20 protein-coding genes are annotated in these 23,866 nt (G+C 65.1%); 11 read left to right on the plus strand and 9 right to left on the minus strand.

The window, feature by feature from the left end; translation table 11 throughout:
* The 3 genes from VL752_RS17615 to VL752_RS17625 form a co-directional block, all read right to left on the minus strand.
* A partial coding sequence (locus tag VL752_RS17615; RefSeq protein WP_325357170.1) for a benzoate/H(+) symporter BenE family transporter occupies positions 1–401 on the minus strand: 401 nt, incomplete at its 3' end.
* Entirely contained in the window at positions 367–2,136 is a 1,770-nt protein-coding gene (gene ybaL / locus VL752_RS17620) for a YbaL family putative K(+) efflux transporter (RefSeq protein WP_325357171.1), read from the minus strand. The genes ybaL and VL752_RS17615, both read right to left, overlap by 35 nt.
* Positions 2,137–2,293: 157 nt before the next feature.
* On the minus strand, positions 2,294–3,382 hold the full coding sequence (locus tag VL752_RS17625; RefSeq protein WP_325357172.1) for a LacI family DNA-binding transcriptional regulator: 1,089 nt from the start codon (positions 3,380–3,382) through the stop codon (positions 2,294–2,296).
* A 262-nt stretch (positions 3,383–3,644) separates the two neighbouring features.
* Here VL752_RS17625 and VL752_RS17630 point away from each other — a divergent pair, with 262 nt between their 5' ends.
* Positions 3,645–4,634, plus strand: coding sequence for an ABC transporter substrate-binding protein (locus VL752_RS17630; RefSeq protein ID WP_325357173.1), 990 nt, complete (start codon positions 3,645–3,647; stop codon positions 4,632–4,634).
* Positions 4,631–5,353: a M24 family metallopeptidase gene (locus VL752_RS17635; protein ID WP_325357174.1), complete on the plus strand. Its 723-nt coding sequence runs from the start codon at positions 4,631–4,633 to the stop codon at positions 5,351–5,353. The genes VL752_RS17630 and VL752_RS17635 overlap by 4 nt, the downstream gene beginning before the upstream one ends.
* A gap of 39 nt (positions 5,354–5,392) precedes the next feature.
* On the opposite strand, the gene VL752_RS17640 is transcribed toward VL752_RS17635, so the two are convergent.
* From VL752_RS17640 to carA, 4 genes are all read right to left on the minus strand, one after another.
* A complete protein-coding gene (locus VL752_RS17640; RefSeq protein WP_325357175.1) occupies positions 5,393–6,592 on the minus strand; it encodes a threonine ammonia-lyase in 1,200 nt (399 codons plus the stop codon).
* An 11-nt stretch (positions 6,593–6,603) separates the two neighbouring features.
* Positions 6,604–7,077, minus strand: a complete 474-nt coding sequence (greA, locus tag VL752_RS17645) for a transcription elongation factor GreA (RefSeq protein ID WP_325357176.1) — start codon at positions 7,075–7,077, stop codon at positions 6,604–6,606.
* A 126-nt stretch (positions 7,078–7,203) separates the two neighbouring features.
* Positions 7,204–10,446: a carbamoyl-phosphate synthase large subunit gene (gene carB / locus VL752_RS17650; protein WP_325357177.1), complete on the minus strand. Its 3,243-nt coding sequence runs from the start codon at positions 10,444–10,446 to the stop codon at positions 7,204–7,206.
* A 4-nt stretch (positions 10,447–10,450) separates the two neighbouring features.
* Positions 10,451–11,890 (minus strand): glutamine-hydrolyzing carbamoyl-phosphate synthase small subunit, encoded by a 1,440-nt coding sequence (carA, locus tag VL752_RS17655; protein WP_325357178.1) that lies wholly within the window; start codon positions 11,888–11,890, stop codon positions 10,451–10,453.
* 90 nt (positions 11,891–11,980) lie between these two features.
* Between carA and VL752_RS17660 the strand changes: the two genes are divergently transcribed.
* The 9 genes from VL752_RS17660 (at position 11,981) to VL752_RS17700 (ending at position 22,677) form a co-directional block, all read left to right on the plus strand.
* A complete protein-coding gene (locus tag VL752_RS17660) occupies positions 11,981–12,439 on the plus strand; it encodes a GatB/YqeY domain-containing protein (protein WP_325357179.1) in 459 nt (152 codons plus the stop codon).
* An 8-nt stretch (positions 12,440–12,447) separates the two neighbouring features.
* On the plus strand, positions 12,448–14,310 hold the full coding sequence (gene dnaG, locus VL752_RS17665; RefSeq protein ID WP_325357180.1) for a DNA primase: 1,863 nt from the start codon (positions 12,448–12,450) through the stop codon (positions 14,308–14,310).
* 109 nt (positions 14,311–14,419) lie between these two features.
* Complete coding sequence (rpoD, locus tag VL752_RS17670) at positions 14,420–16,372, plus strand: RNA polymerase sigma factor RpoD (RefSeq protein ID WP_325357189.1); 1,953 nt, start codon at positions 14,420–14,422, stop codon at positions 16,370–16,372.
* Between the two features lie 59 nt (positions 16,373–16,431).
* Complete coding sequence (locus VL752_RS17675) at positions 16,432–16,980, plus strand: GNAT family N-acetyltransferase (RefSeq protein ID WP_325357181.1); 549 nt, start codon at positions 16,432–16,434, stop codon at positions 16,978–16,980.
* A 9-nt stretch (positions 16,981–16,989) separates the two neighbouring features.
* Positions 16,990–18,018, plus strand: coding sequence for a glycosyltransferase family 4 protein (locus VL752_RS17680; RefSeq protein ID WP_325357182.1), 1,029 nt, complete (start codon positions 16,990–16,992; stop codon positions 18,016–18,018).
* A 125-nt stretch (positions 18,019–18,143) separates the two neighbouring features.
* Positions 18,144–19,343, plus strand: a complete 1,200-nt coding sequence (locus VL752_RS17685; RefSeq protein WP_325357183.1) for a hypothetical protein — start codon at positions 18,144–18,146, stop codon at positions 19,341–19,343.
* A gap of 854 nt (positions 19,344–20,197) precedes the next feature.
* Positions 20,198–20,716 carry a UPF0262 family protein gene (locus VL752_RS17690; protein WP_325357184.1) on the plus strand — a complete coding sequence of 173 codons (519 nt, stop codon included), beginning with the start codon at positions 20,198–20,200 and terminating at the stop codon, positions 20,714–20,716.
* On the plus strand, positions 20,713–21,798 hold the full coding sequence (gene mtnA, locus VL752_RS17695) for an S-methyl-5-thioribose-1-phosphate isomerase (protein ID WP_325357185.1): 1,086 nt from the start codon (positions 20,713–20,715) through the stop codon (positions 21,796–21,798). Before VL752_RS17690 ends, mtnA begins: the two co-directional genes overlap by 4 nt.
* A gap of 15 nt (positions 21,799–21,813) precedes the next feature.
* Entirely contained in the window at positions 21,814–22,677 is an 864-nt protein-coding gene (locus VL752_RS17700) for a DUF2272 domain-containing protein (RefSeq protein WP_325357186.1), read from the plus strand.
* Between the two features lie 39 nt (positions 22,678–22,716).
* On the opposite strand, the gene VL752_RS17705 is transcribed toward VL752_RS17700, so the two are convergent.
* Complete coding sequence (locus tag VL752_RS17705; protein WP_325357187.1) at positions 22,717–23,262, minus strand: ester cyclase; 546 nt, start codon at positions 23,260–23,262, stop codon at positions 22,717–22,719.
* 91 nt (positions 23,263–23,353) lie between these two features.
* Positions 23,354–23,764 (minus strand): rhodanese-like domain-containing protein, encoded by a 411-nt coding sequence (locus VL752_RS17710; RefSeq protein ID WP_325357188.1) that lies wholly within the window; start codon positions 23,762–23,764, stop codon positions 23,354–23,356.
* Positions 23,765–23,866: the final 102 nt, after the last annotated feature.

The following is a 23,866-nucleotide window of genomic DNA, read 5'->3' on the forward strand; positions in this document are numbered from 1 at the left end:
GCGCTCGCGAGCGAGCGCGGGATCGCCCCCACCAGCCGGCTCATCGCGGGCCAGAGCCCGGAGATCATGATCAGCAGTCCGCAGACGAGGAAGGCACCGACCGCGTAAGGGAAGCCGCCATGAACGGAAGGGCTGCTGATCAGCAGCGCCGCCCCCGGCGTGGTCCAGGCGACCAGGATCGGCACCCGGGTCCAAAGGCTGATGATGATGCCGAAAAGCCCGGTGACGATCAGCAACGCGAGCAGCCCGGAAGCGGCCTCCGTCGGGCTTGCCCCGGCGGCGGTGACACCTTTGAGAATGACGGCGAAGGAGGAACCGAAGCCCACGAAGGCGGCCAATATGCCGGCAGAGGTTGCCTGGAGGGAGCTATCCCGGCGGATCGACGAAATCATTCTTTGCATGACTATCCATAGCTATCTCATCGGCTTCGACCGCTTCTCCCTCGAGGATGGGCGCGTCGCCCGGCGTCTCCCGCGCATAGCTGAGCATGGTGCGCGCGATCTCTTCCTCCCCCATGACGACGATGCCGGCGCCGAGCTTGGCCAGGTGGGTCACTTCCTGGTCGAAATGAGCGCGCGCGATGATGATGGCGGTGGGGTTCGCGGCCTTCGCCTGGGCCACGATCTGCCCCGCTTCGAATACATTGGGAATGGCGACGATAACGAGCCGCGCCGCCGCCAGGTTCGCCGCCTCCATCACCGCGGGATCGGCGGCATTGCCGGTAATGATGGTGACGCCGCCCTCTTGCTCCAGCGCGCGCGCCGTGCCCTCTCCCGTCTCGATGACGAGAAGCGGCCAGCCGGACTGTCGCAGACCCTCGGCGACCCGCTGCCCCACCCGGCCGTAGCCCACCAGGATGGCATGGTCTGCAAGATCGGTCCTGGGCAAAGCCAGCGCCGGCTCCGCCGCGTCCGAAGGAAGTGGCAGAACGCCGTCCTTGCGGTCGATCCAGGGCCGAAACTGCTTCATCAACCGAAAAAGCAGCGGGTTGACGATAATGGAAAGGATGGACGCACCGAGAACCAGATCCCGCACGTTATTGGCGAAGAGATGCAGGCCGAGCGCGAGGGCCGCCAGGATGAAGGAGAATTCGCCGATCTGGGCGAGGCCCAGCGCAATGGTAATTGATGTCGCCCAGGAACGCCCCATGGCCCGGAGCAGAAGAAAGGCAACGCCCGGCGTCACCACCAGGATGACCAGGAGCAGGCCGATCAACTGCAGCGGCTGATGCACCAGGACCTCGGGGTCCAGCAGCATGCCGACCGAGATGAAGAAGAGCACAGCAAAGGCGTCGCGCAACGGCAGGGTCTCTTCCGCGGCGCGCAGGCTGAGCTGGGATTCGCTCATCACCATGCCGGCCACGAAGGCGCCAAGCGCAAAGGACACGCCAAAAAGATGCGCGGCGCAGAAGGCGACGCCGAGGGCGATGGCCAGCACGGCGAGGCGGAAAAGCTCGCGCGAACCGGTATGGGCGACATAATGCAGCAGAAACGGAATCACCCGCCGCCCGACCAGCAGCATGATGGCGATGAAGGCGACGACCTTGGCGATCGTCTCGCCGATCAGAAGCATCAGCTGGGACAGCGGCGGATGGGACGAACCTCCATCCTGCAGGAGAGAGGCCAGGATCGGCAGAAGAACCAGAACCAGGACCGTGATGAGATCCTGGATTACCAGCCAGCCGACAGCGATTCTCCCGGCCTCGCTATCCTCCATCCGCCGTTCCTGGAATCCGCGGGTCAGGACAACCGTGCTCGCGATGCTCAGAGCCAGGCCGAGGGCGAGGCCACCGCCGGCGGACAGGCCGAGCAGCCATCCCAGCCCCATCCCGGCCAGGACCGAAATCGCCATCTGCAGAATCGCCGCCGGCAGGGCGACAGCGCGGACGGCCAACAGATCCTTGATCGAGAAATGCAGGCCGACGCCGAACATGAGCAGGATGACGCCCACTTCCGCGAGCTGCAGGGCCAGCGCCTGATCCGCGTCGAAGCCCGGGGTGAAGGGCCCCACCATCACGCCCGCAAGCAGATAGCCGACGAGGGGCGAAACCTTAAGCCGGTGGGCGACGGTGCCCAGAACGAAGGCCAGGCCCAGTCCGATGACGAGCAGAGCGATCAGCGGATTGTCGTGCGGCATCGGCCAAACCTTTCCGGGATACCGCATCTAACCATGAAAACCGCCCTTGCCCATGCCGGGTGCGGGCGGCCTATCTGGTTTTTCCTTCTGCCGCGGACCAGGTCGCAGCCCGGCCGATCAGACCCCGATCACCTGGCCAGACTGTGACAATGACGCGCTAACCCGCCGGTGCGGGACCCACGGAGCCCCGGACCACGAGATTGGTCGAGTGGTCCGTCTCGATGGAACCCTGGTCCTCCGGATTGGGCGGGGCGATCAGTCGCAGAAGAAGGCGGCAGGCCGAGCGGCCCAATTGCTCAGCGCGCTGGTCGACCGAGGTCAGTCCGGGCTGGACGAGGCCCGCGAGCGGGATGTCGTCGAAGCCGCAGATGCTGATATCCTTTGGAATTTCGAGGCTCTGTTCCCGGCAATAGAGCATCGCGCCGATGGCCATGAGGTCATTGGCGCAGATCAACGCGGTGGGGCGCTCCGCGGGCGGCACGTCGAGCAGGATGCGCGCGGCCTCATACCCCGATTGCTGCTGATAGTCGCCAGCCACGACAGGCACCGAATCGGGTTCGATTGCCGCCGCGGCGAGCGCTTCCCGGTAGCCCGACATGCGCTGGCCGGCGGTCCAGAGGGTCTGCGGCCCGGAGATGATGCCGACCCGCCGATGGCCGTTCCCCAGCACATGGTCGGCGACCGACCGCGCCCCGCGCCGATTGGTCGAGACGACGCAGGGCACTTCGAGACCCGGCAGGCGCTCGTCGACCAGCACCACGCTGTCGCTCTGGATCAGCTCCATGAGAGAGGGCGTCAGCATGCCGCTGCCGCTCAGGAAGATCAGCCCATCGAGCCGTCGTGCCCGCAGGACTTGGCTGTAATAATTCTCCCAATGCTGGGCGGATTGGGTGGTGCAGAGCACGAGGAGCATGTCCCGGGCCTGCGCGATCTCCTGCACGCCGGAGGAGACTGCCGCGAAAAAGGGGTTTTTGAGATCGGGCGCGATGAGACCGATGGAGCCCGCCCGCCCCGCCTTGAGATTGCGCGCGAGCAGATTGGGCTCGTAGCGAAGCGCGTGGATGGCGCTATTGACCCTCAGCCGCGTTTCGGCCGAGACTTGGCCACTTCGATTGATCACGTAACTCACCGTGCTCACCGCAACGCCGGCCACGCGGGCAACGTCCCGGATGGTCGGTCTCCGAGCCGAATGCTCGTGGGCGGACGGCTCCGGCAACGCAACCACCGAAGACAGTTTGCGCTTCATCGATATCCCCCTCGTATTTCGAGACCTGATGGACCGTCCGGCCCTTTTGTATCGGTTCAAGACAACATCTTCGTAGTCTTGACTGTATCCACTAGATAGACCGGGTAACAACGCAACGCCCATAGCTTTTTTTGCCACAGGCCAATTTTTCCTTGAAGCCACAACTCGAACCGTTTCAAATGGAACTTCTGGATCGATATCGAATCATCGCATAAGTATTTGGCCAGCTTTCGTTTTCATCCCCTGGCCCGGAAAGGATCTCATGATGCCTTCGCTCGCCCCCCTGAAGTGCCTTACGGCCGTGGCGCTGGGCATCGCCCTGCTCGCGGCGGCGGCGCCGGCCCGTGCCGCCGACCTCACGACCGTCCGCTTTGTCTATGATTGGCCGGTCGCCGATTTCGACATGGTGCCGATCGTGGTCGGTCAGGAGAAGGGCTTCTATGAGAAGCATGGGCTGAAGGTGGATGTCCTCTTTCCGCCCGACGCGCAGACGACCGCGCGCATGCTGGCCACCAAACGGGCGGATATCGGCTTCGAGGCGACGACCGACCTCATTTTCGCGGCGAACCAGGGCGTGCCCGTCGTCGCCATCGCGAATTTCACCCAGAGCAACAGCTGGTGCCTCATCGGCCGCCCGAACGAGCCGATCGACATGAGCAAGCTGAAGGGCAAGTCCATCGGCATCTTCACCGATTCCTGGACCAAGGCGATGATGGGCTTCGTGCTGAAGAAGGCCGGACTGCAGGATAGCGACGTGCAGCAGATCATTGCGACGGATGATGACATCCCGATGCTGTTGACAAAAAAGATCGATATTGCAACGAATGCCGCCGCCTACGGCTTGGCCGAAATCGAAGACGGCGCGCATGAGACGCCGACCATGGCCTGTGACGGCGACATCGGCGTGCCGGATATTCCGGTTTGGACCTTCACCGCTTCGCCCGACTGGCTGAAGACCAATGGCGCGACGGCCAAGGCCTGGCTTGCCGCGACGGCGGAGGCGATCGACTGGTCCGTCGCCCACCCGAAGGAGGCGGCCCAGCTCTTCACCAAGGCCTATCCGCCCTCGGGCAGCGAGAATTACAACCTTATCGGCTGGACCTATACGGCCGGCCTGATGAAGGGACCGGACGGCTATTTCAAGCAGACCGACAAGCAGTGGTCGGTACTCGCCGAGGCGCTGAAAGATATTGGGCAGATTCCCGCGGTGAAGAGCCCCTCCACCTACTACACGAACGACTATATTCCGTGAGCGGCGCAGGCTTCATTCTCAGCGCGGGCGACCTCGCCCGCTATGAGGCAGCTCAGGCATTGGCCCGCGAAAGCCTCGCCGAACTCGGCCGCTACATCCGGCCCGGGGCCACGGAAATCAGCCTGATGGCGGAGGCCCGGCGCATCATGGATGCGCGGGGCGCGACCGGCTACTGGTGGTTCGACATGCCCTGCGTGATCCTGGCCGGCCCTCGCCTCCGCGTCTCCGAAGAGGGGGACGTCTATCAGGCGGCCGATATCCCGATCGCACCGGACGATATGGTGACGGTGGACGTCGCCCCCGAGATCGACGGCATCTGGGGGGACTGCGCCCGCTCCTTCTTTCTCAAGGACGGGGCATTGGTGACTGCCGCAGAAGCCGGGCCTGAGCAGGCCGAGGGCATGGCGGCGGAAGCCGCCCTCCACGCTCATCTGCTTGAGGTCGCGCGTCCGGAGATGACCTTCCAGGCGTTGCATGGGCTGATGGCCGCGCGGCTCGCCGAACTCGGCTTCGAGAATCTCGATTTCCTGGGCAATTTCGGCCACAATATCGGGGATGACCTGCACGGCCGTGCGTATATGGACGCGACCTGCACCGTCCGGCTTGACACGGTGCCGATGTTCACCTTCGAGCCGCATATCGCGAAGCCTGGCCGGCCGCTCGCCTTCAAATACGAGGAAGTCTATCGTTTTGAGGGTGGGCGCCTGCGGGTGCTTTGACTGCAAGAAAAGGGCGCCCCGCGGGGCGCCCGCTTCTTTTCAGAGCCGGCGGACGATATAGGCCTCGCGCAGCTTCTGTTCGATGAAGCTGCCATGGGCCGCGTCCCGCGCCTCGATCATCACTTCCAGCTGCGCCGCCTGCACGGTGGGCGAGCTGAACAGCCGGTGATGCGCCACTTCGAGGATATTCCCGCCCTCATTGCCGATGCGCGTCGCGATATCGCCCAGCATGCCGGGCCGGTCCGGCATTTCCATGACCAGACGCAGCATGCGGCCGTCGCGCAGCAGATTGCGCTGCAGGGTGTTGGACAGGATGCGGGCATCGATATTGCCGCCGCAGACCGGCAGGCCGACGCGGCGCCCGGCGAAACGGTCAGGGACATGCAGCACGGCGGCGAGTGCCGCCGCCCCTGCCCCTTCTGCCACCAGTTTGGCGCCCTCGGCGAGTAGGCCGATAGCCTGCTCGATGGCGGCTTCGGGCACAACCAGCACCTCGATGCCGAGATCCTTGAGGATGCGATAGGGCAGCTCGCCCACATCACGCACCGCGATGCCTTCCGCGATGGTCTGGCCGCCGACCGAAACCGGTTGACCCGCTAGGCGTTGCGCCATGGCGCTGTAGGTCTCGACCTCGACGCCCAGAATTTCGATCCCGGGCCGCATGGCGAGCGCCGCGGTGGCGCAGCCGGAGAGCAGCCCGCCGCCGCCGATCGGCACCACGATCACGTCCAGATCCGGGAAGTCCTGCAGAAGCTCGAGGGCGAGCGTTCCCTGCCCGGCGATGATGCCGGCATCGTCATAGGGATGGATGAAGACCAGGCCTTCCTGCGCCGCCAGCGCATGGGCATGGGAGGCGGCTTCTGCCAGGCTCTCGCCATGCAGCACCACGCGGGCGCCCCAGGAGGCGGTACGCGTCACCTTGGTCGTCGGCGTGAATTTCGGCATCACGATGGTCGCCGCAATTCCCAGAAGATGGGCGTGGCGGGCCACAGCCTGGGCGTGATTCCCGGCCGACATGGCGATGACGCCGCGCGCCGTCTCATCGGCAGACAAAAGAGAGAGGCGGTTTGCCGCTCCACGTTCCTTGAAGGCGCCGGTCGCCTGAAGATTGTCGAGCTTGAGGACGATCTCGGCCCCGGTCGCCCGGCTCAGACTGTCACTGCGGACGGCAGGCGTGCGCAGCACGCGGCCGGCGATACGGCCGGCCGCCGCCTCGACATCGGCGAATGAGAGGGTCATCTCGGCCTCGCTCAGCCGAAGCGGACCGCAATAATCTCGTAGGATCGATCCCCGCCTGGCGCCGGCACCGAGACAGTATCGCCCTTTTTCTTGCCGATCAGAGACTTGGCCAGCGGCGAGGACACCGAAAGCAGGCCCTGTTTGATATCGGCCTCATGCACGCCCACGATCTGATAGGTCGCCTCTTTCTCGGTCTCCTCATCCACCAGATGGACATGGGCGCCGAACTTCACATTCTCACCTGAAAGGGATGCCGGATCGATCACCTCGGCGGCGGAGATGATCTCCTCCAGCTCCTGGATGCGGCCCTCAATGAAGGATTGGCGCTCGCGCGCCGCATGGTATTCGGCGTTTTCGCTCAAGTCGCCGTGGCTTCGCGCCTCGGCGATGGCACGAATAACCGCCGGCCGTTCCTCGCTGCGCAGAAGACGCAGCTCCGCCTCTAGTCGGGTCAGGCCAGGCCCGGTCATCGGAAATTTCTGCACGCAACGTCCTCGCAGTCATCAGTCCGTTCGGACCAGTTAAAAGCAAACGAGCCGGATCACGAGGGTGATCCGGCCCCAGCCTCCCCGCCATTCCCGAAGAACGCCCGCGAAAGCTAGGGCAGGCTATCAGAACGGGGAACGAAAGTAGGACTGTAGCGGCGCAACTTCAAGCGGCCCTGATTTCATAGCCGCCACCGCATGAACGGCGGCCCGCGCCCCGGCAATGGTCGTGAAATGCGGCACGCTCCCAGTCAGTGCGCTGCGCCGGATGGCGAAGCTGTCCTTGACCGATTGCGGGGTGGATGCGGTGTTGATCACCATCTGGATCTCGCCGGACTGAATGGCGTCCACGCAATGCGGCCGGCCCTCCAGCACTTTGGCGACCGTCTTGACCTCAAGACCCGCTTCGCGAATACGCGCCGCCGTTCCGCGGGTTGCCATAATGGTAAACCCCATCTCGGACAGACGGCGCGCCAAAGGCACCATGGCGCCCTTGTCCGATTCCTTGACCGAGAGAAAGACCGTGCCTGCCATCGGCAGGCGCACTCCGGCTCCGAGTTGCGCCTTGGCAAAGGCACGAGCGAAGCTCGTATCCAGCCCCATGACCTCGCCAGTCGATTTCATTTCGGGGCCGAGAATGGTGTCCACCTCCGGAAAGCGCGCGAAGGGAAAGACGGATTCCTTCACCGCGACATGGGGACCGACGGCATGGGCCTCAAGCTCGAAGCTCGAAAGCTTGGCGCCGGCCATCACCTGCGCGCCGATCTTGGCAACCGGCACGCCCGTTGCTTTGGCGACGAAGGGAACGGTGCGCGCCGCGCGCGGGTTCACCTCCAGCACGTAGATCGTCTCATCCTTGATCGCGTATTGGACGTTCATGAGGCCGACGACACCCAGCGCGCGCGCCATGGCCACGGTCTCGGCCTTCAGCTCCTCGATGATGGCGGGGGAAAGCGAATAGGGTGGCAGCGAGCAGGCGCTGTCCCCCGAATGGATGCCCGCCTCCTCGATATGCTCCATCACGCCCGCGACGAACACGTCTCTGCCGTCCGCGATGCAGTCGACATCAACCTCGATGGCATCATTCAGATAGCGGTCAATGAGAACGGGATTGTCGCCCGAGACGCGCACCGCTTCGCGCATGTAGCGGGAGAGCTGAGCGCGGTCATGCACGATCTCCATCGCCCGCCCGCCCAGCACGTAGCTCGGCCGGATGACGACCGGATACCCGATGCGCTCGGTGATCGCCTCGGCCTCCGCGGTGGAGCGCGCAATCCCATTCTCCGGCTGGCGCAGGGCGAGCTTGTGCAGCAGCTCCTGGAAGCGTTCGCGGTCTTCGGCGATGTCGATCGCGTCGGCGCTGGTGCCGAGCAGGGGAATGCCGGCGGCGGAAAGCGCCTGGGACAGTTTCAGCGGTGTCTGCCCGCCATACTGCACGATGCAGCCCAGAACTTCGCCCTTTTCCTGTTCGCGGCGGATCAGGGAGATCACGTCCTCGGCCGTCAGCGGCTCGAAATAAAGACGGTCGGAGGTGTCATAGTCGGTACTGACGGTCTCCGGATTGCAGTTGACCATGATGGTCTCGAACCCGGCTTCCTTCAGCGCATAGGCCGCGTGGACACAGCAATAATCGAACTCGATGCCCTGGCCGATGCGGTTCGGGCCGCCGCCGAGGATGATGACCTTGCGCCGGCTGGTCGGGTCGCTCTCGCAAACGGGCGTGCCGAAGCCAGCCTCGAAGGTCGAATACATATAGGGTGTGGCGGAGGCGAATTCGGCGGCACAGGTGTCGATGCGCTTATAGACTGGCTGCACGCCGAGCTTTTCGCGCAAGCCGGACACCGCGGCTTCGCTCTGCCCCGACAACCGGGCAAGTTGCTTGTCCGAGAAACCAAGCGCCTTGAGGCGCCGAAGTCCAAGCGCCGTCTGCGGCAAGCCGCCCGTGCGCACAGGGGCCTCAGCATCCACAATGCGCTTCAGCTCTCCCAGGAACCAGGGATCGAACTTGCAGCACTCATGGATGTCTTCCAGGCTGAGCCCGGCCCGGATAGCTTGCGCCGCCATCAGCAGACGGTCCGGGCGGGGTTCGGAGAGTGCGGCGCGGAAGGCTTCGGCCGTGCCGTCCCCCGGCGCCTCGATCTCGTCGAGGCCGGAAAAACCTGTCTCCATGCTGCGCAAGCCCTTCTGCAGGGCTTCCGCAAAGGAGCGGCCGATGGCCATCGCCTCGCCCACCGACTTCATGCTGGTGGAGAGCAGCGCCGGCGTGCCGGGGAATTTTTCGAAGGTGAAACGCGGGATCTTCACCACCACATAGTCAATCGTCGGCTCGAAGCTCGCGGGCGTCGTGCGGGTGATGTCGTTCTTCAGCTCGTCCAGCGTATAGCCCACCGCGAGCTTCGCGGCGATCTTGGCGATCGGGAAGCCCGTAGCCTTGGAGGCGAGCGCGGAGGAGCGCGACACGCGCGGGTTCATCTCGATGACCACCATGCGACCATCGGCGGGGTTGAGGCCGAACTGCACGTTGGAGCCGCCGGTATCGACGCCGATCTTGCGCAGGCAGGCGATGGAGGCATCGCGCATGCGCTGGTATTCTTTGTCGGTCAGCGTCAGCGCGGGGGCGACGGTCACGCTATCACCCGTATGCACGCCCATCGGATCCACATTCTCGATGGAGCAGATGATGATGCAGTTGTCGGCGCTGTCGCGCACGACCTCCATCTCGTATTCCTTCCAGCCGAGCACGCTCTCTTCGATGAGAACCTCCGTCGTCGGGCTCGCTTCGAGGCCGCCCGAAACGATGTGCTCGAACTCCGTCTTATTGTAGGCGATGCCGCCGCCGGTGCCGCCCAGCGTGAAGCTCGGGCGGATGACCGCGGGCAGGCCGACGAGCGCCAGCGCCTCGCGCGCCTCGGCCATCGAATGGGCGATCGCGCTTTTCGGGCTTTCGATACCGATCTCCGTCATGGCATCGCGGAATTTCAGCCGGTCCTCGGCACGGTCGATGACATCCGCCTTGGCGCCGATGAGTTCGACGCCGTGCTTCGCGAGGATGCCGGCGCGGTCCAGGGTCAGCGCGGTATTCAGCGCCGTCTGTCCGCCCATGGTGGGCAGCAGCGCATCCGGCTTCTCACGGATGATGATGCGCTCGACGATCTCGGGCGTGATCGGCTCGATATAGGTCGCGTCCGCCAGCGACGGATCGGTCATGATCGTCGCCGGGTTGGAGTTGATGAGGATGACCCGGTAGCCCTCTTCGCGCAGTGCCTTGCAGGCCTGGGCGCCCGAATAGTCGAACTCGCAGGCTTGGCCGATGACGATGGGGCCCGCGCCGATGATCAGGATCGAGTGGATGTCAGTACGTTTCGGCATGGACTCAACCCTTCGCCTTGTCGGCGTCCATCATCGCGACGAAGCGATGGAACAAGTGGTGGCTGTCGGAGGGACCCGGGCTCGCCTCGGGGTGATACTGCACGGAGAAGGCGCGGCTGCGGGGCGCGCGGATGCCCTCGTTGCTGCCGTCGAAGAGGCTGACATGGCTGACCTCGACACCGTCGGGCAGGCTGTTGTCGTCCACGGCGAAGCCGTGGTTCTGGCTGGTGATCTCCACCTTGCCCGTAGCGAGGTCCTTCACCGGCTGGTTGGCGCCGCGATGGCCACGATCGAGCTTGTACGTCTTCGCGCCCAGCGCGGTCGCGAGCAGCTGGTGGCCGAGGCAGATGCCGAAGATCGGCAGGCCGGTCGCCATCACACCCTGAATCGCCGGCACCGCATAAGCCGCCGTCGCCGCCGGATCGCCGGGGCCATTGGACAGGAACAGACCATCCGGCTGGTGGCGGAGAATGTCCTCGGCGGTGGCCGTTGCCGGCACCACCGTCACCCGGCAGCCGGCCGAGGCCAGGCTGCGCAGGATATTGCGCTTGGCCCCGTAATCGACAGCGACGACGTGATGGCGCGGGGCGGCCTGGTGGCCCCCTGTTTCAAGCGCGGGGGCCTCGCCCCACTGCCACACCGTCTCGGTCCACTCATAGCTTTGGGTGCAGGAGACCTCTTTCGCGAGATCCATGCCCTCGAGCCCGGGCCAAGCAGCGGCCTGGGCCTGCAGCGCCGGAATGTCGAAGCGGCCGCTCGCGGGAAAGGCGAGCACACCGCTCGGCGCGCCGCCATCACGGATGCGCATGGTCAATGCCCGCGTGTCGATGCCGCCGATCCCGGGCAGGTCCATTGCCTGCAGCCAGGCCACGAAGCTTCGCGCGGCGCGCCAATTGCTGGGTTCGGTTACGTCCTGCGCCGTCACCAGGCCGCGGGCCGCCGGCGTCCCCGCCTCGTCATCCTGTGGGTTGGCGCCGACATTGCCGATATGGGGGAAGGTAAAGGTCACGATCTGCCCGGCGAAAGACGGATCGGTCATCGTCTCCTGGTAGCCGGTGAGGCCGGTATTGAAGCAGACCTCGCCCACCCGGGCGCCGCCCTCCGGCGTATGCGCGCCAAAACCGCGGCCCCACCAGAGGCTGCCATCGGCGAGCACGAGCACGGCCGTCGCCCCTTCGGGCGGCGCAAGCGAAGCAGGATTTTGGGCATCCGGCATGGTCGGAACGTCCTTCGATACGGGGTCGGTCACGCTGCCCGACAAAGCGCTGCCCGGCATGTCGCTCAGCGTCAGGCCGGTGGCGGCGAGGATGGTGCGCCAATGTTTCGAGGGGATGGTGCCGGCCTGCTTCCACTTCCGCAGGGCTTCCAGGCTGACATTGGTCAGCCGCGCTGCTGCTTCGGGACCGCCGAGGCGTTGTACGATATCATTGACTGCTAGGGGCATGGCGTTCACATACGGGAAGATATTTCCCAGTTCAACGACTAAGCGCGAGCTTGGGAAAAAACTTCCCGCGAGGCGGGTGGAGAGAAGAGCATGAGCATTCGAGACGACATCACCGCCGCCATGAAAGATGCCATGAAGGCCAAGGATGGCGAGACTCTCTCCGCCGTCCGCCTCATCATGGCCAAGCTGAAGGATGCGGATATCGCGGCCCGCCCCAAGGGGGTCGAGCGTATTTCCGATGACGAGGTGCTGGGCATGCTGCGCTCCATGATCAAGCCGCGGCGCGAAGCCATCGAGCTCTACGAAAAGGGTAACCGGCCCGAACTCGCGGCCAAGGAAGAGGCCGAGATCATCGTCATCGAGCGCTTCCTGCCCCGCGCGCTTAGCGAGGAGGAGATGCAGGAGGCCGTCCGCGCGGCAGTCACCACTACCGGCGCCGCGTCCGTGAAGGACATGGGCCGCGTGATGGCGGCACTGAAGGAGAAGCACGGCGCCGCGCTGGACATGGCGCGCATCGGCGCGATTGTGAAAGCGCAGCTCGCGGGTTAACCAGAGGCATGGCGCTTCCCCCCTCCTTCCTCGACGAGCTCAGGGCGCGCACGCCGCTCCCCGCCCTCGTCGGGCGGCGGGTGAAGCTCAGCCGGTCGAGCCGGGATTGGAAGGGCTGCTGCCCCTTCCATAACGAGAAGTCGCCGTCCTTCTATGTCTATGCCGACCACTATCACTGCTTCGGCTGCGGCGCGCATGGCGATGCCATCGGCTTCGTGATGCAGACGCAGAGTGCGGGTTTCATGGAGGCAGTGGAGCAGCTCGCCGCCGAAGCTGGGCTCGACGTACCCCGCCCGACGCCGGAAGCGGCGGCCGCGGAAAAGCGGCGCACGGATCTGAACGACATCCTGGATGCGGCGGCGCGGCACTACCAGAAGCTGCTGCATGAGCCGGAAGGCCGCGCCGCCCTCGACTATCTGCGCGGCCGTGGCCTGACCGAGGAAACCATCCGCCGCTTCGGCCTGGGCTATTCGGGCGGCGGGCGCGGCCAGCTTGCGGCCGAATTCGCCCGCAGCGGCGTCAAGCAGACCGAGCTTGTGGAAGCCGGCCTCATGAAGAAAACCGAGGACGGCCGCTTCGTCGATTTCTTCTTCAACCGCGTGATGTTTCCAATCCGGGACGCGCGCGGCCGCATGGTCAGTTTCGGCGGCCGCATCATCGGCGATGGCCAGCCGAAATACCTCAATGGGCCGGAAACCGCCCTCTTCTCCAAGCGCCGCAACCTCTACGGCCTCGACACCGCACGCGCTGACCTCGCCCGGCAGAAGCCACGGGCCGGGGAGAAACGCCAGGGCCTGCTGGTGGTCGAGGGCTATATGGATGTCATCGCCCTCGCCCAGGCGGGCTTTCCGGCCGTGGCCCCCCTCGGCACCGCCATCACCCAGGAGCAGGTGGAAGCCCTGTGGCATTACGAGGAGCGTCCGGTCTTCTGCTTCGATGGCGACGCCGCCGGCAGGCGCGCAGGCCGCCGCGCCATCGGCCTCTGCCTGCCGCTGCTGACCCCCGAGCACAGCCTCGGCATCGTCATCCTGCCGCAGGGCGAGGACCCGGATACCATCGTGACCCGCCGCGGTGCCAAGGGCCTCGCGGAGGAGCTGGCCCGCGACGCGCTTGAGACCGCGATCTACAGCCTGACGAAAGACGAGGTTGCGCCCAATTCCGCCGAGAGTTGGGCGAAATTCCGGGATCAGCTGGACGAGGCCGCGAACAGCATCCCCCAGAAGGCGATCTCCACTACCTTCTGGGGCCTGTTGCGGGACCGCTGGAAAGAGGACTGGTATCGCTTCCGTTCCGCCCGCAATCCGCGCCAGGGCGCGACGGCGGGTGGCCAGGGTTTCGCGCCCCGCGGGGCGCGCGGTCGCCCGATGCCGCCTCCCGTTCTCATTCCACCGCGGAAGACTCACGATCAATCCGAGGAGCAAAAGGTCGAAAGGGCCCGAACTCTTCTGGCGATCCTCTTGACCCATCCCATGCTGTTGCCCGATCTTGAGGAGGCCCTCGGCATGCTGGATTTGCCCGCGCCATTCCTGCGCTTGCGCGATGCTCTGGCCGCATGGTTGGAAACTGATCCACGGCTTGACAGCGAGGCCTTGAACGCCCATCTCCGCCGGCTCGACTATGATGGGGATGTGTCTGCCGTGCTGGGGGCCAACCCGCTCATACCCAGCACGATGCCCAATGCATCACCAGCAGAAGTCGCGGCATTTTGGTGGCAGATTTACGGGTTCATGCGACAAGCGCAGTTGAGGGACGAGGTCGCCGCCAAGCAGCGCGACTATCAGCAGACCCAGGATGCCGAAACAGCGCGACAGCTCGTGGCGCTCACCCAGGCGTTGCGGCGCCTGGAAGCGGGCGAGATGGAAACGGGCTGAGCCGGGCGGCCGACGACGAATGACCAGACGAATGACCAGCGGACTTTTGCCCCCATATCGGGGCATGATGATGATGACGACGCAGACCCACGGCGAAGAGGTGTGAATGATGGCAACCAAGCCTACTGCGACTGCCGAGGCACCCACGCCTGACACCGATACCGAAACCACGCTCGACACCCAGTCCGGTGCCGTCAAGCGGCTCATCTCCAAGGGTAAGGAGCGGGGCTACATCACCTTCGACGAGCTGAACGCCGTCCTGCCGCCGGAGCAGAACAGCTCCGAGCAGATCGAAGATGTGATGTCCATGCTTAGCGAGATGGGTATTCAGGTCATCGAGGGCGAGGAGAGCGAGGAAGGCGAAGCCGTCGCCGCCAAGCCCGTCGACAACGACGACGAAGAAAGCCCTGAGCAGACCGGCAATATCAATGCCGAGAATGCCGGCCGCACGGACGACCCGGTGCGAATGTACCTGCGCGAGATGGGCAGCGTCGAACTGCTTTCCCGCGAGGGCGAGATCGCGATCGCGAAGCGCATCGAGGCCGGGCGTGACATGATGATCGGGGGCTTGTGCGAAAGCCCGCTCACCTTCCGCGCCATCGTGGAATGGCATGAGTCGCTGAAGGATGGAAAGATCCTGCTGCGCGACGTGATCGACCTCGAGGCGACCCAGGGCATGGGCAACCCGCCCGCCGAGGGCGAAGGCGAGACCGAAGGCGAGGAGAGCGAACCCGCCGCCCCGCCCGCCTTCGATGCGACGGATGACAGCGATGAGGAAGAGGGCGAAGGCAGCAACCTGTCGCTTTCCGCGCTCGAGGAAAAGCTGAAGCCCGAGACCCTCGCGACCTTCGACGAGATCGAGAACCTCTACAAGAAGCTGCACAAGGTGCAGCACAAGCGGCTGGAATCGATTACCAGCGGCGAGGAGATGAATCTCCGCTCGGAAAAGAGCTACACCAAGCAGCGCGAGGAACTGGTCGCGAAGGTGCGGCAGGTCCGCCTGCACAACAACCGCATCGAGGAATTGGTCGCCCAATTCAAGCAGCTCAACCAGCGCCTCACCGCGCTGGAAGGCCAGCTGCTGCGCCTCGCCGAATCCTGCAAGGTGCCGCGCGACGAGTTTCTCAAGGAATACCGCGGCAACGAACTCGATCCGAATTGGATGGAGCGTGTGGGCTCCCTGAAGGGCAAGGGCTGGCAGCTCTTTGTCTCGAAATTCCCCGAGCAGATCGCCGATCTGCGCGGCCAGATCGCTGCCATCGCCAATGATGCGAGCCTGTCGATCGAGGAATTCCGGCGCGTCTATATGACGGTGAGCCGTGGCGAGCGCGACAGTGCCCGCGCCAAGAAGGAGATGATCGAGGCTAACCTCCGCCTCGTCATCTCGATCGCCAAGAAATACACCAACCGCGGCCTGCAATTCCTGGATCTCATCCAGGAGGGCAATATCGGACTGATGAAGGCGGTTGATAAGTTCGAGTATCGCCGTGGCTACAAGTTCAGCACCTATGCCACCTGGTGGATCCGCCAGGCGATCACCCGCTCGATCGCCGACCAGGCCCGCACGATCCGCATCCCGGTGCACATGATCGAGACGATCAACAAGCTCGTGCGCACCTCGCGCCAGATGCTGCACGAAATCGGCCGTGAGCCCGCGCCCGAGGAGCTGGCCGAGAAACTCGGCATGCCGCTCGAAAAGGTGCGCAAGGTGCTCAAGATCGCCAAGGAGCCGATCAGCCTCGAAACCCCGATCGGTGACGAGGAAGACAGCCACCTCGGCGATTTCATCGAGGACAAGAACGCGGTCATCCCGCTCGATGCCGCGATCCAGGCGAATCTGCGCGAGGCCACAACCCGGGTGCTCTCCAGCCTCACGCCGCGTGAGGAGCGTGTTCTGCGCATGCGCTTCGGCATCGGCATGAACACGGATCACACGCTGGAGGAAGTCGGCCAGCAGTTCAACGTGACGCGCGAGCGTATTCGCCAGATCGAGGCCAAGGCGCTGCGCAAGCTCAAGCACCCGAGCCGCAGCCGCAAGCTTCGCAGCTTCCTGGACGATTGAGTGTGCTGGGCGCGATGCTGGGACGCGGACGCGGAAATTCATTACGGGACGCGGAGGCCGTGACACGGGTGGGTGTCACGGTCACCTTCCTCAAGATGACCGAAAGGCCCCAGGGGCCTGCCCCTCAGCTTCCACCCAACGCGACCGTTCATCACCTCCGCCACCCGACGAACGAACAGTATCGGGACCTGCAGATGAAGGTCGGCCACCCCTATCTCTGGTGGCTGCGCCGTGTGATGCCGGATGCCGAGCTTGCGGCCGTCCTGCACAACCCGCAAATCGCGGTCCATGTTCTTTATCTCGACGGCCAGCCGGCAGGCTTCTATGAGCTCGATGCCTCCAACTGGCCTTTCATCAATCTCAACTATTTTGGCCTGATGCCGCATGCGGTCGGGCAGGGTATCGGCTCGGCCTTCCTGCGCCATGCCATCGACAATGCCTGGTCCGGCCCCATCCGAGGCATGACGGTGAATACCTGCACCGCCGACCATCCGCGGGCGCTTCCCGCCTATGAGCGGGTGGGATTTCGCCGGACGCGCGCGATCAAGGAGGTCTGGAGCATTCCGGACCGTCTTGGCTTCACCATCCCCGATCACCTCAAGGTCTGACCGACGCCTATGCCCGTGACCTTCTTTACGCCGGGCAATTTCCCGCCCACGACCGGCGCCATCGTCTACGACACTCGCCTGGCGGAGGCGCTTCGCGCCCTCGGAGCCTCGGTCGATCTCAAATCCGTGCTGGGCCGTCATCCGGAGCCGGACGAGGCCGCATTGCAGAATGCAGCCGCTATCGCGGCGGCACTGCCCGCCGGTCGCGTCCTCATCGACGGCTTCTGCCTTTACGCCTTCGCGGAGCAGGCGACCCATCTCACCAGCGCGATCGGCATGCTGCATCACCCGATGTCGCAGGAACCGCAATTGCCGGAGGCCGAGCGCGCCCGTTTCCTCGCCGCCGAGCGCGCACTGTTGCCATGCCTCGCCCATCTTCTGGTGCCGAGCGAAGCCGTGCGCCGGCAGCTTGTGGACGCCGTGGGGCTGGATGCGGCGCAGATCACGGTGCTTGCGCCCGGCATTCCGGAAACACCGCGCAGCGCGGGCTCAGGCGGCCCAGGACGGCACCTGCTCTCCGTGGCGAGCCTGATCCCCCGCAAGGGCCATGACACGGTCCTACGGGCGCTGCAGAGCCTGCCCGATCTCGATTGGCGCTTCACCATCTGCGGTGACGCAAGCATCGACCCCGAGCACGCAGCGGTCCTGAGGAGGCTGGCCGAGGGCCCTGGCCTTGCCGGCCGCGTCACCTTCGTCGGCCCGCGCACGCCAGAGCAGATGGAAGCACTCTGGCAATCGGCCGATGTCTTCATTTCGGCAAGCATCTTCGAAGGCTACGGCATGGCGGTTGCCGAAGCGGTGCGGCATGGCTTGCCGCTCGCCCTCGCCCGCGAGGCGGCAGCACCCGAGGTCATTCCCGCGGCAGCGAGCGCCATCGTGGAACCGGGCGATCATGTACAGTTGGCCAAGGCGTTGCGCCGGATCATCTACGACGCCGATGTCCACGCGGCACTCGCCGATGCATCCTGGCAGGCCGGGCGCGCCCTGCCACGCTGGGAAGATCAGGCGCAGGCGTTCCTGAAGCACTTCCCCGGCTGACGCCCAGCCGCACCACGACGGCGGCTCACAGGCTGATTGCCCGATCATCTCCCCACGAACAAAAACGCGGCCGGCGAGTCCCCTCGCCGGCCGCGTTTTTCTAGAGCGAGAACCTAGAGACCGTTTTGAGACGTCGGGGCGAAGCGACCCAAAGTCATCGGGCTCTACGAAGCGAGAGCCGCCGTTACGCGCTCTCGGTCTCGTCGCCTGTGCTCTCCATCGGCGATTCGGCCGGCGTCTCGCTCATGGGCATGGAAGTCGCGGGTGTGGACGTCACGACCTCTTTCGCCTTGCGCGGACGGCGGGTCTTCTTCTCGACGGCCGGGGGCGCAGCCGGCGCGGCGACAACCGGCGTCGCAACCTTCGCCTTGCGCGCGGTCGTCTTGCGTGCGGCAGGCGCGGTGGTCTTGGCGGCGGCCTTGCGGGCCGTCGTCACCGGCTTGCGCGCCGCAGCGGTACGCGTCGCGGTCGCCTTGCGGGTCGTCGCGGCCGTGCGGGCCGTCGTCGCGGCCTTGCGGGACGTGGCGGCGGGCTTGCGCGTGGCCGCGGGCTTGCGGGCGGCGGCAGCCGGCTTGCGCGTGCTGGTCGTCGTTGCAACCTTGCGGGCGGTCGCAGTCTTGCGGGCAGCGGCAGCGGGCTTGCGGGTGCTGGTGGTCGCCGCAACCTTACGCGACGTCGCCGTCTTGCGCGCGGCAGTCGTCGTCTTCGCGGCCGCGCGCTTCGTGACGGGGGCAGCAGCCTTGCGGGCCGTCGTCGTCTTCTTCGTCGTGGCCTTCGCCGCCGGCTTCGCAGCCTTCACCGGCTTCGCGGTCTTCGCTGCGGCCTTCACGGGCTTTGCAGCCTTCGCCGGCTTCGCAGCCTTTACCGTGCGGGTCGGAGTCTTTGCCGACTTCGCCACAGCCTTCACAGGCTTTGCAGCCTTCACCGGAGTCTTCGCGGTCTTCGCCACCGCCTTCGCGGGCTTTGCAGCCTTCGTAGCCTTCGTCGGCGCCTTCACGGTCTTTGCCGCCGCCTTCATGGGCTTCGCGGCCTTCACCGTCTTGGCTGGGACCTTCACGGCCTTCGCCACCGCACGGGGCTTCGCCGCCGCAGTCTTGGCGGCGGCGGTCGTGCGCTTCGCCGGCGCGCGACGCGTCGTCGCCCGCACGGCCAATGCGCGGCTACGCGGCGTGGAAGCCGTCTCGCCCTGTTTCTCGTTGCTCACTACATGCACTCCTTCTGTCTCGTTGATGTCTTCGATTTGCCACCGGCCAAAGCGAACCTCGGCCGTCATTCACATCCCTTGCGCGTGGCGCCTTCTTCGGCTCGGTTCCGGCGATCCCTGACTGCCCAACGCTGCGGTAACGACGATGCCGGAACAGTCTTCCCCGACACCCATTCCCACCGACCATCAGCCGAAGGCTGCCAACTCTCCGATGCACCACAGGTCGGACCGTCGTCACCTTCTCCCACCGCCACCGTGCAACCCACGCGACTCGTGAAGCGGTACGGTTTGTTCGCTATCTCAAGTCTCGAATCAAACTGTCAAGAAAAAGGCGATCACGATGAACTCGTTTTTACGTTTTATTACGACGGCGACAAACCTTCGGCCGCCATCCCGGGATCCGGGACGGATCAACCCCCGGCGCCTCTGTCGACAACCATGACGATTTCATCAGCGTCTTTGACGTCTGGAAGAAATCGCGACGGCGCGCGCGCGCCGTTTTTTCTAACATCGTGTCATGGCTTGCCGCAAAGCAGCCATTCGCCGCCATCGAGCGGCGCCGACCTGCAATCCTCGGCGTCGCCCTGGATTCGAGCTGGATGCATGAACCGGCCAGCTTCCTTCCAAATGTGAATTCTTCTAAGACAGCGAGAACCCTGCCGCGGGGCGCCTGCCACCGCTTGGCAGCAACCGCTCCGGCTTTCGTGACTTCGCCATCGCACCGCCGTAACCTCACATTCGTATCAACGCCATGTTCAGTATTGTCCCGGCTTCCCATCGGCCATCATGCCGAAACACGCGCCTCGCCGCCGCGGGCAGCGGGGGGGTCGCGGCGCGTGGTGCCGGGCGATTCGCGCAAGCCTGGCCGAGCCGGGCCGTTTCGAATCTTCGCCACGCCACAAGTGATTCTGGCGATCATGATGTCTCGGCGACAGGCGGGCGGCTCGCGGCAGCCGGTCGCGGAGCGACCGTCGCATGACCCGCTCTGATCCGGCAGCGCCTCCCCATCTCTCACGGATTATCCTGAGCGACGGCATCCCGGCTGATCTTCCGCCGATGGTGGAAGCGGATCGTGCCCAGGCCGTCATGGATCTTGAAACAGGCAATTACTTCGCGCCGCGTGGCGCAGGCCCTGGGCCTTTCATCCTGGCGCTGTCCGTCCACGACGGCCGGCTGCTCTTCGACATCCGGAACGAAGCGATGCAGCCCGTGGCGCTGATCGGTCTCTCGCTCGGCCCGCTTCGCCGCATCATCAAGGACTATGTCCTCCTGCTGGACAGCTACGCCGCTGCGATCCAGGAAGGCCGCGAGGCCCGCATCCAGGCGATCGACATGGGCAGGCGGGGTCTCCACAACGAGGCGGCAGCGCTTGTCTCGGCGCGTCTCGCCAGCAAGGTAGAGCTCGACCTCGACACCGCCCGACGTCTTTTCACGCTCATCGCGGTATTGCATCAACGCGCCACTGGCCCATCAGAACAAAGTCACACACCATGAAGATCGACGGCGTTTCCTACCGCAGCATCTGGCTGGACGAGGACGGCTGGTCCGTCCGCATCATCGATCAGACCAAGCTGCCCTGGTCGCTCACCATCCTGCGCATCGCAACGGCGGAGGAGATGGCGGAAGCGATCAGCACCATGCGCGTGCGTGGCGCGCCGCTGATCGGCGCTTCAGCGGCATACGGTCTCTGCCTCGCACTGCGCGTCGATGCCTCGACGGAGGCGATGGAGCGCGATGCCGCGATGCTCGCCGCGACCCGCCCGACCGCCGTCAATCTGAAATGGGCGATCGACCGCATGCTGGAGCGCCTGCGCAATACGCGCGTGGAAGAGCGCGTTGCCACAGCCTATGAAGAAGCGGCAGCCATCGCCGATGAGGATGTCGCGCAGAACGAAGCGATCGGACGCCACGGCGTGGAACTCATCCGCGCCGCCGTGCGCCCGGGAAAGCGCGTCAACATCCTCACCCATTGCAATGCCGGCTGGATCGCGACGGTCGACTGGGGCACTGCGCTTGCGCCGATCTACATGGCGCATAACGAGGGCATTGACGTTCACGTCTGGGTCGACGAAACCCGCCCGCGCAACCAGGGTGCGTCGCTGACCGCCTGGGAGCTCGGCAGCCATGGCGTGCCGCATACGGTGATCGCGGACAATGCCGGCGGCCATCTCATGCAGCATGGCGATGTCGACCTCGTGATCGTCGGCACCGACCGCGTCACGCGCGGCGGCGATGTCGCAAACAAGATCGGCACCTACCTCAAAGCCCTCGCGGCGCACGACAATGATGTGCCCTTCTGGGTAGCGCTGCCCTCCACCACCATCGACTGGACGATCCGGGACGGCGTGCGGGAGATCCCGATCGAGGAGCGGTCGGCCGCCGAGGTCACGCTGATGACGGGTCAAACCGCCGATGGCAGCCTCGCCACCATCCAGGTGACCCCCATTGGCAGCGGCGCCGCCAACCCAGCCTTCGACGTGACGCCCGCCCGCCTCGTCACCGGCGTCATCACCGAACGTGGCCGCTGCGCGGCGAGCGAAACGGGCCTGCTCTCGCTCTTTCCCGAACGCGCCTGAGGTTTCTTCCATCCAATGACAAAGGCGACCCTTGGCCTGCTCCTGGCGGCGCTTGCCCTCTCGGCCTGTGCCGGCAAGCCCAGCGCCACAAGACACGGGGCTTGGGTGTCGCCACCCTCCCTGGCGGCCTGCCTCGCGCAGAGCGATGACGGGCAAGAGCCGCCCTTCATCCGCAATTGCTTCGGCAATTTCGACCGGGCCTCCGCCGTCGCCATCGCCTATGCCGAATGGCGCGCCTGGGGACAGGTGGTGTATGACGCCGACCCGCATAACGAGGCGCCCGTCGACCCCGATACCAAGGCCGAGCGCCAGCCAGGATTCTGGCAGCGTGTCGGCCTCTATTGGTGGATCGGCATGAACCAGAGCAATGCAAGCGCGGGCTGGACGGGCAAGCAGGATGGGAGTGGCGTCGCCTTCCCGCCACAGGACGACGGCAGCTACGCCTGGTCGGCCGCCTTCATCTCCTTCGTCATGCGGATGGCGGGTGCGGGTGCTGGCTTCCCCTATGCCGAATCCCACAGCGTCTACATCAATGCCGCGGTCGAGCAGACGTTGAACCAGACCAATCAATATGCAATCCAGGCAGAGCCGCCGAACGCCTACGCGCCCGGCATCGGCGACCTTATCTGCACGGGACGGGGACGGGCCGAAAAGCTGACCTATGCGCAGCTGCCTGCCGGTCGCTTCCCCGCGCATTGCGGCATCGTGGTCGCGAAAGCGCCTGGGCAGATCAGCATCATCGGCGGCAATGTGGAGGATGCGGTGGCGCTCACGCACGTGCCCGTCACCGATCAAGGGCTTCTGGCGAGGCCGGACGGCGCCGTGGTCGACACGCGCTATCCCTGGCTCCTCGTCATCCGCGTCGCCTACAATCAATAGGAGCCGGCATCCGGGGGCGCGCCCCCGGATGCCGCGTCGTCAGATCGGTTCGCCTTCGCTCGTCGCCCAGCGAGCCATGAGTTCGTTGCTCGGCCGTGTCTTGTCCGCAACTTTGCGCGCCGTCTCCGCGCCAGCTACTGGCAAACCGGTCGGATCAAGCAAACCCACCTGCACCAGCACCGTCGCCTGATCCCAGTAGATATGCTCGTGCACCAGCTTGTCGCCCTGGAACTGGATGATGGCGACGGCCGGAATAGCGACTTCCTTGCCGGTGGGCGGGACGCCGGGCAGCAGCCAATCGATCTCCGTCGTGTGGGTGAAGTGCATGATGAACTCGTCCACAATGCGATCGTCACCGATTGTGCGACTGATCGAGGTCAGGCGGAAATCCGGCGGATTGCCGTTGATGAAATGGTATTTGTAGAAACGCTTGAGTTGATCGTGGCCGACACCGCCGGTCATGGTCGGGATGTGGTTGACGTAAGGTTCGGCCACCATCGTCGCCATCGTGGCATCCACGTCGCGCGTTTCGAATTCGTGCCGGCAATGCTCTTCCCAGAGCCCCACGAGATCGGGCTTGGTCATCTTTCCCCTCCTTAGGGTCTGATCGGTTCAGAGCGAAGCGCGGGAACGATGCAGCTGAACCGTGAATCAGACGCTCATCAATACGTCGCTCTCAGCGCTGCCGCCAGGCGAGCCCAGCCGCTTTCCAGCCGGCCACTTGGCCGCGATGGCCATCCGGGTCCAGCGGACCCTCGAACCCGTCCGCCACGTTGTAGACTTCGGTATAGCCTGCGGCGGAAGCCGCTTCCGCCGCTGCCATGCTGCGCGCGCCGCTCCGGCAGATGAAATAGATCGGCGTATCGCGGGCGAGACCGGCTTCTGCCAGTTGTCCGAGGAAGCCCGCATTGCGCTGCATGCTGGGATAGACCTGCCAGGGGATCAGCACGACCTCGCGCGCGATCTCCTGCAGATCGGGGATTCCCACCAAATTCCATTCGGCATCGGTCCGCACGTCACACAGCTGCGCACGGGGATCGGCCTTCATCGCGTCCCATGCCTTGCCGGGTTCGACATCTTCGATCATCTCTGTCCTCGATGGGTTGAACTTCTTTCAGATGGCCGCGTCGGGTCGCGGAAGGCAAGGGCGGAGAAGCAGACATGGCCGTGCGCATCGCAGAGGGGCTGA

It is taken from the genome of Acidisoma sp. (genome assembly GCF_035492295.1).
Classification (GTDB): domain Bacteria; phylum Pseudomonadota; class Alphaproteobacteria; order Acetobacterales; family Acetobacteraceae; genus Acidisoma.

Bases quoted from the DNA above. Each gene is read 5' to 3' on its own strand.
- mtnA (WP_325357185.1), top strand. From the start codon at position 20,713: ATGAAGATCGACGGCGTTTCCTACCGCAGCATCTGGCTGGACGAGGAC.
- ybaL (WP_325357171.1), bottom strand. From the start codon at position 2,136: ATGCCGCACGACAATCCGCTGATCGCTCTGCTCGTCATCGGACTGGGC.
- VL752_RS17680 (WP_325357182.1), top strand. From the start codon at position 16,990: ATGCCCGTGACCTTCTTTACGCCGGGCAATTTCCCGCCCACGACCGGC.
- carA (WP_325357178.1), bottom strand. From the start codon at position 11,890: ATGCCCCTAGCAGTCAATGATATCGTACAACGCCTCGGCGGTCCCGAA.
- carB (WP_325357177.1), bottom strand. From the start codon at position 10,446: ATGCCGAAACGTACTGACATCCACTCGATCCTGATCATCGGCGCGGGC.
- VL752_RS17625 (WP_325357172.1), bottom strand. From the start codon at position 3,382: ATGAAGCGCAAACTGTCTTCGGTGGTTGCGTTGCCGGAGCCGTCCGCC.
- VL752_RS17690 (WP_325357184.1), top strand. From the start codon at position 20,198: ATGACCCGCTCTGATCCGGCAGCGCCTCCCCATCTCTCACGGATTATC.
- rpoD (WP_325357189.1), top strand. From the start codon at position 14,420: ATGGCAACCAAGCCTACTGCGACTGCCGAGGCACCCACGCCTGACACC.
- VL752_RS17630 (WP_325357173.1), top strand. From the start codon at position 3,645: ATGATGCCTTCGCTCGCCCCCCTGAAGTGCCTTACGGCCGTGGCGCTG.
- VL752_RS17705 (WP_325357187.1), bottom strand. From the start codon at position 23,262: ATGACCAAGCCCGATCTCGTGGGGCTCTGGGAAGAGCATTGCCGGCAC.
- VL752_RS17660 (WP_325357179.1), top strand. From the start codon at position 11,981: ATGAGCATTCGAGACGACATCACCGCCGCCATGAAAGATGCCATGAAG.
- VL752_RS17640 (WP_325357175.1), bottom strand. From the start codon at position 6,592: ATGACCCTCTCATTCGCCGATGTCGAGGCGGCGGCCGGCCGTATCGCC.
- VL752_RS17710 (WP_325357188.1), bottom strand. From the start codon at position 23,764: ATGATCGAAGATGTCGAACCCGGCAAGGCATGGGACGCGATGAAGGCC.
- VL752_RS17700 (WP_325357186.1), top strand. From the start codon at position 21,814: ATGACAAAGGCGACCCTTGGCCTGCTCCTGGCGGCGCTTGCCCTCTCG.
- dnaG (WP_325357180.1), top strand. From the start codon at position 12,448: ATGGCGCTTCCCCCCTCCTTCCTCGACGAGCTCAGGGCGCGCACGCCG.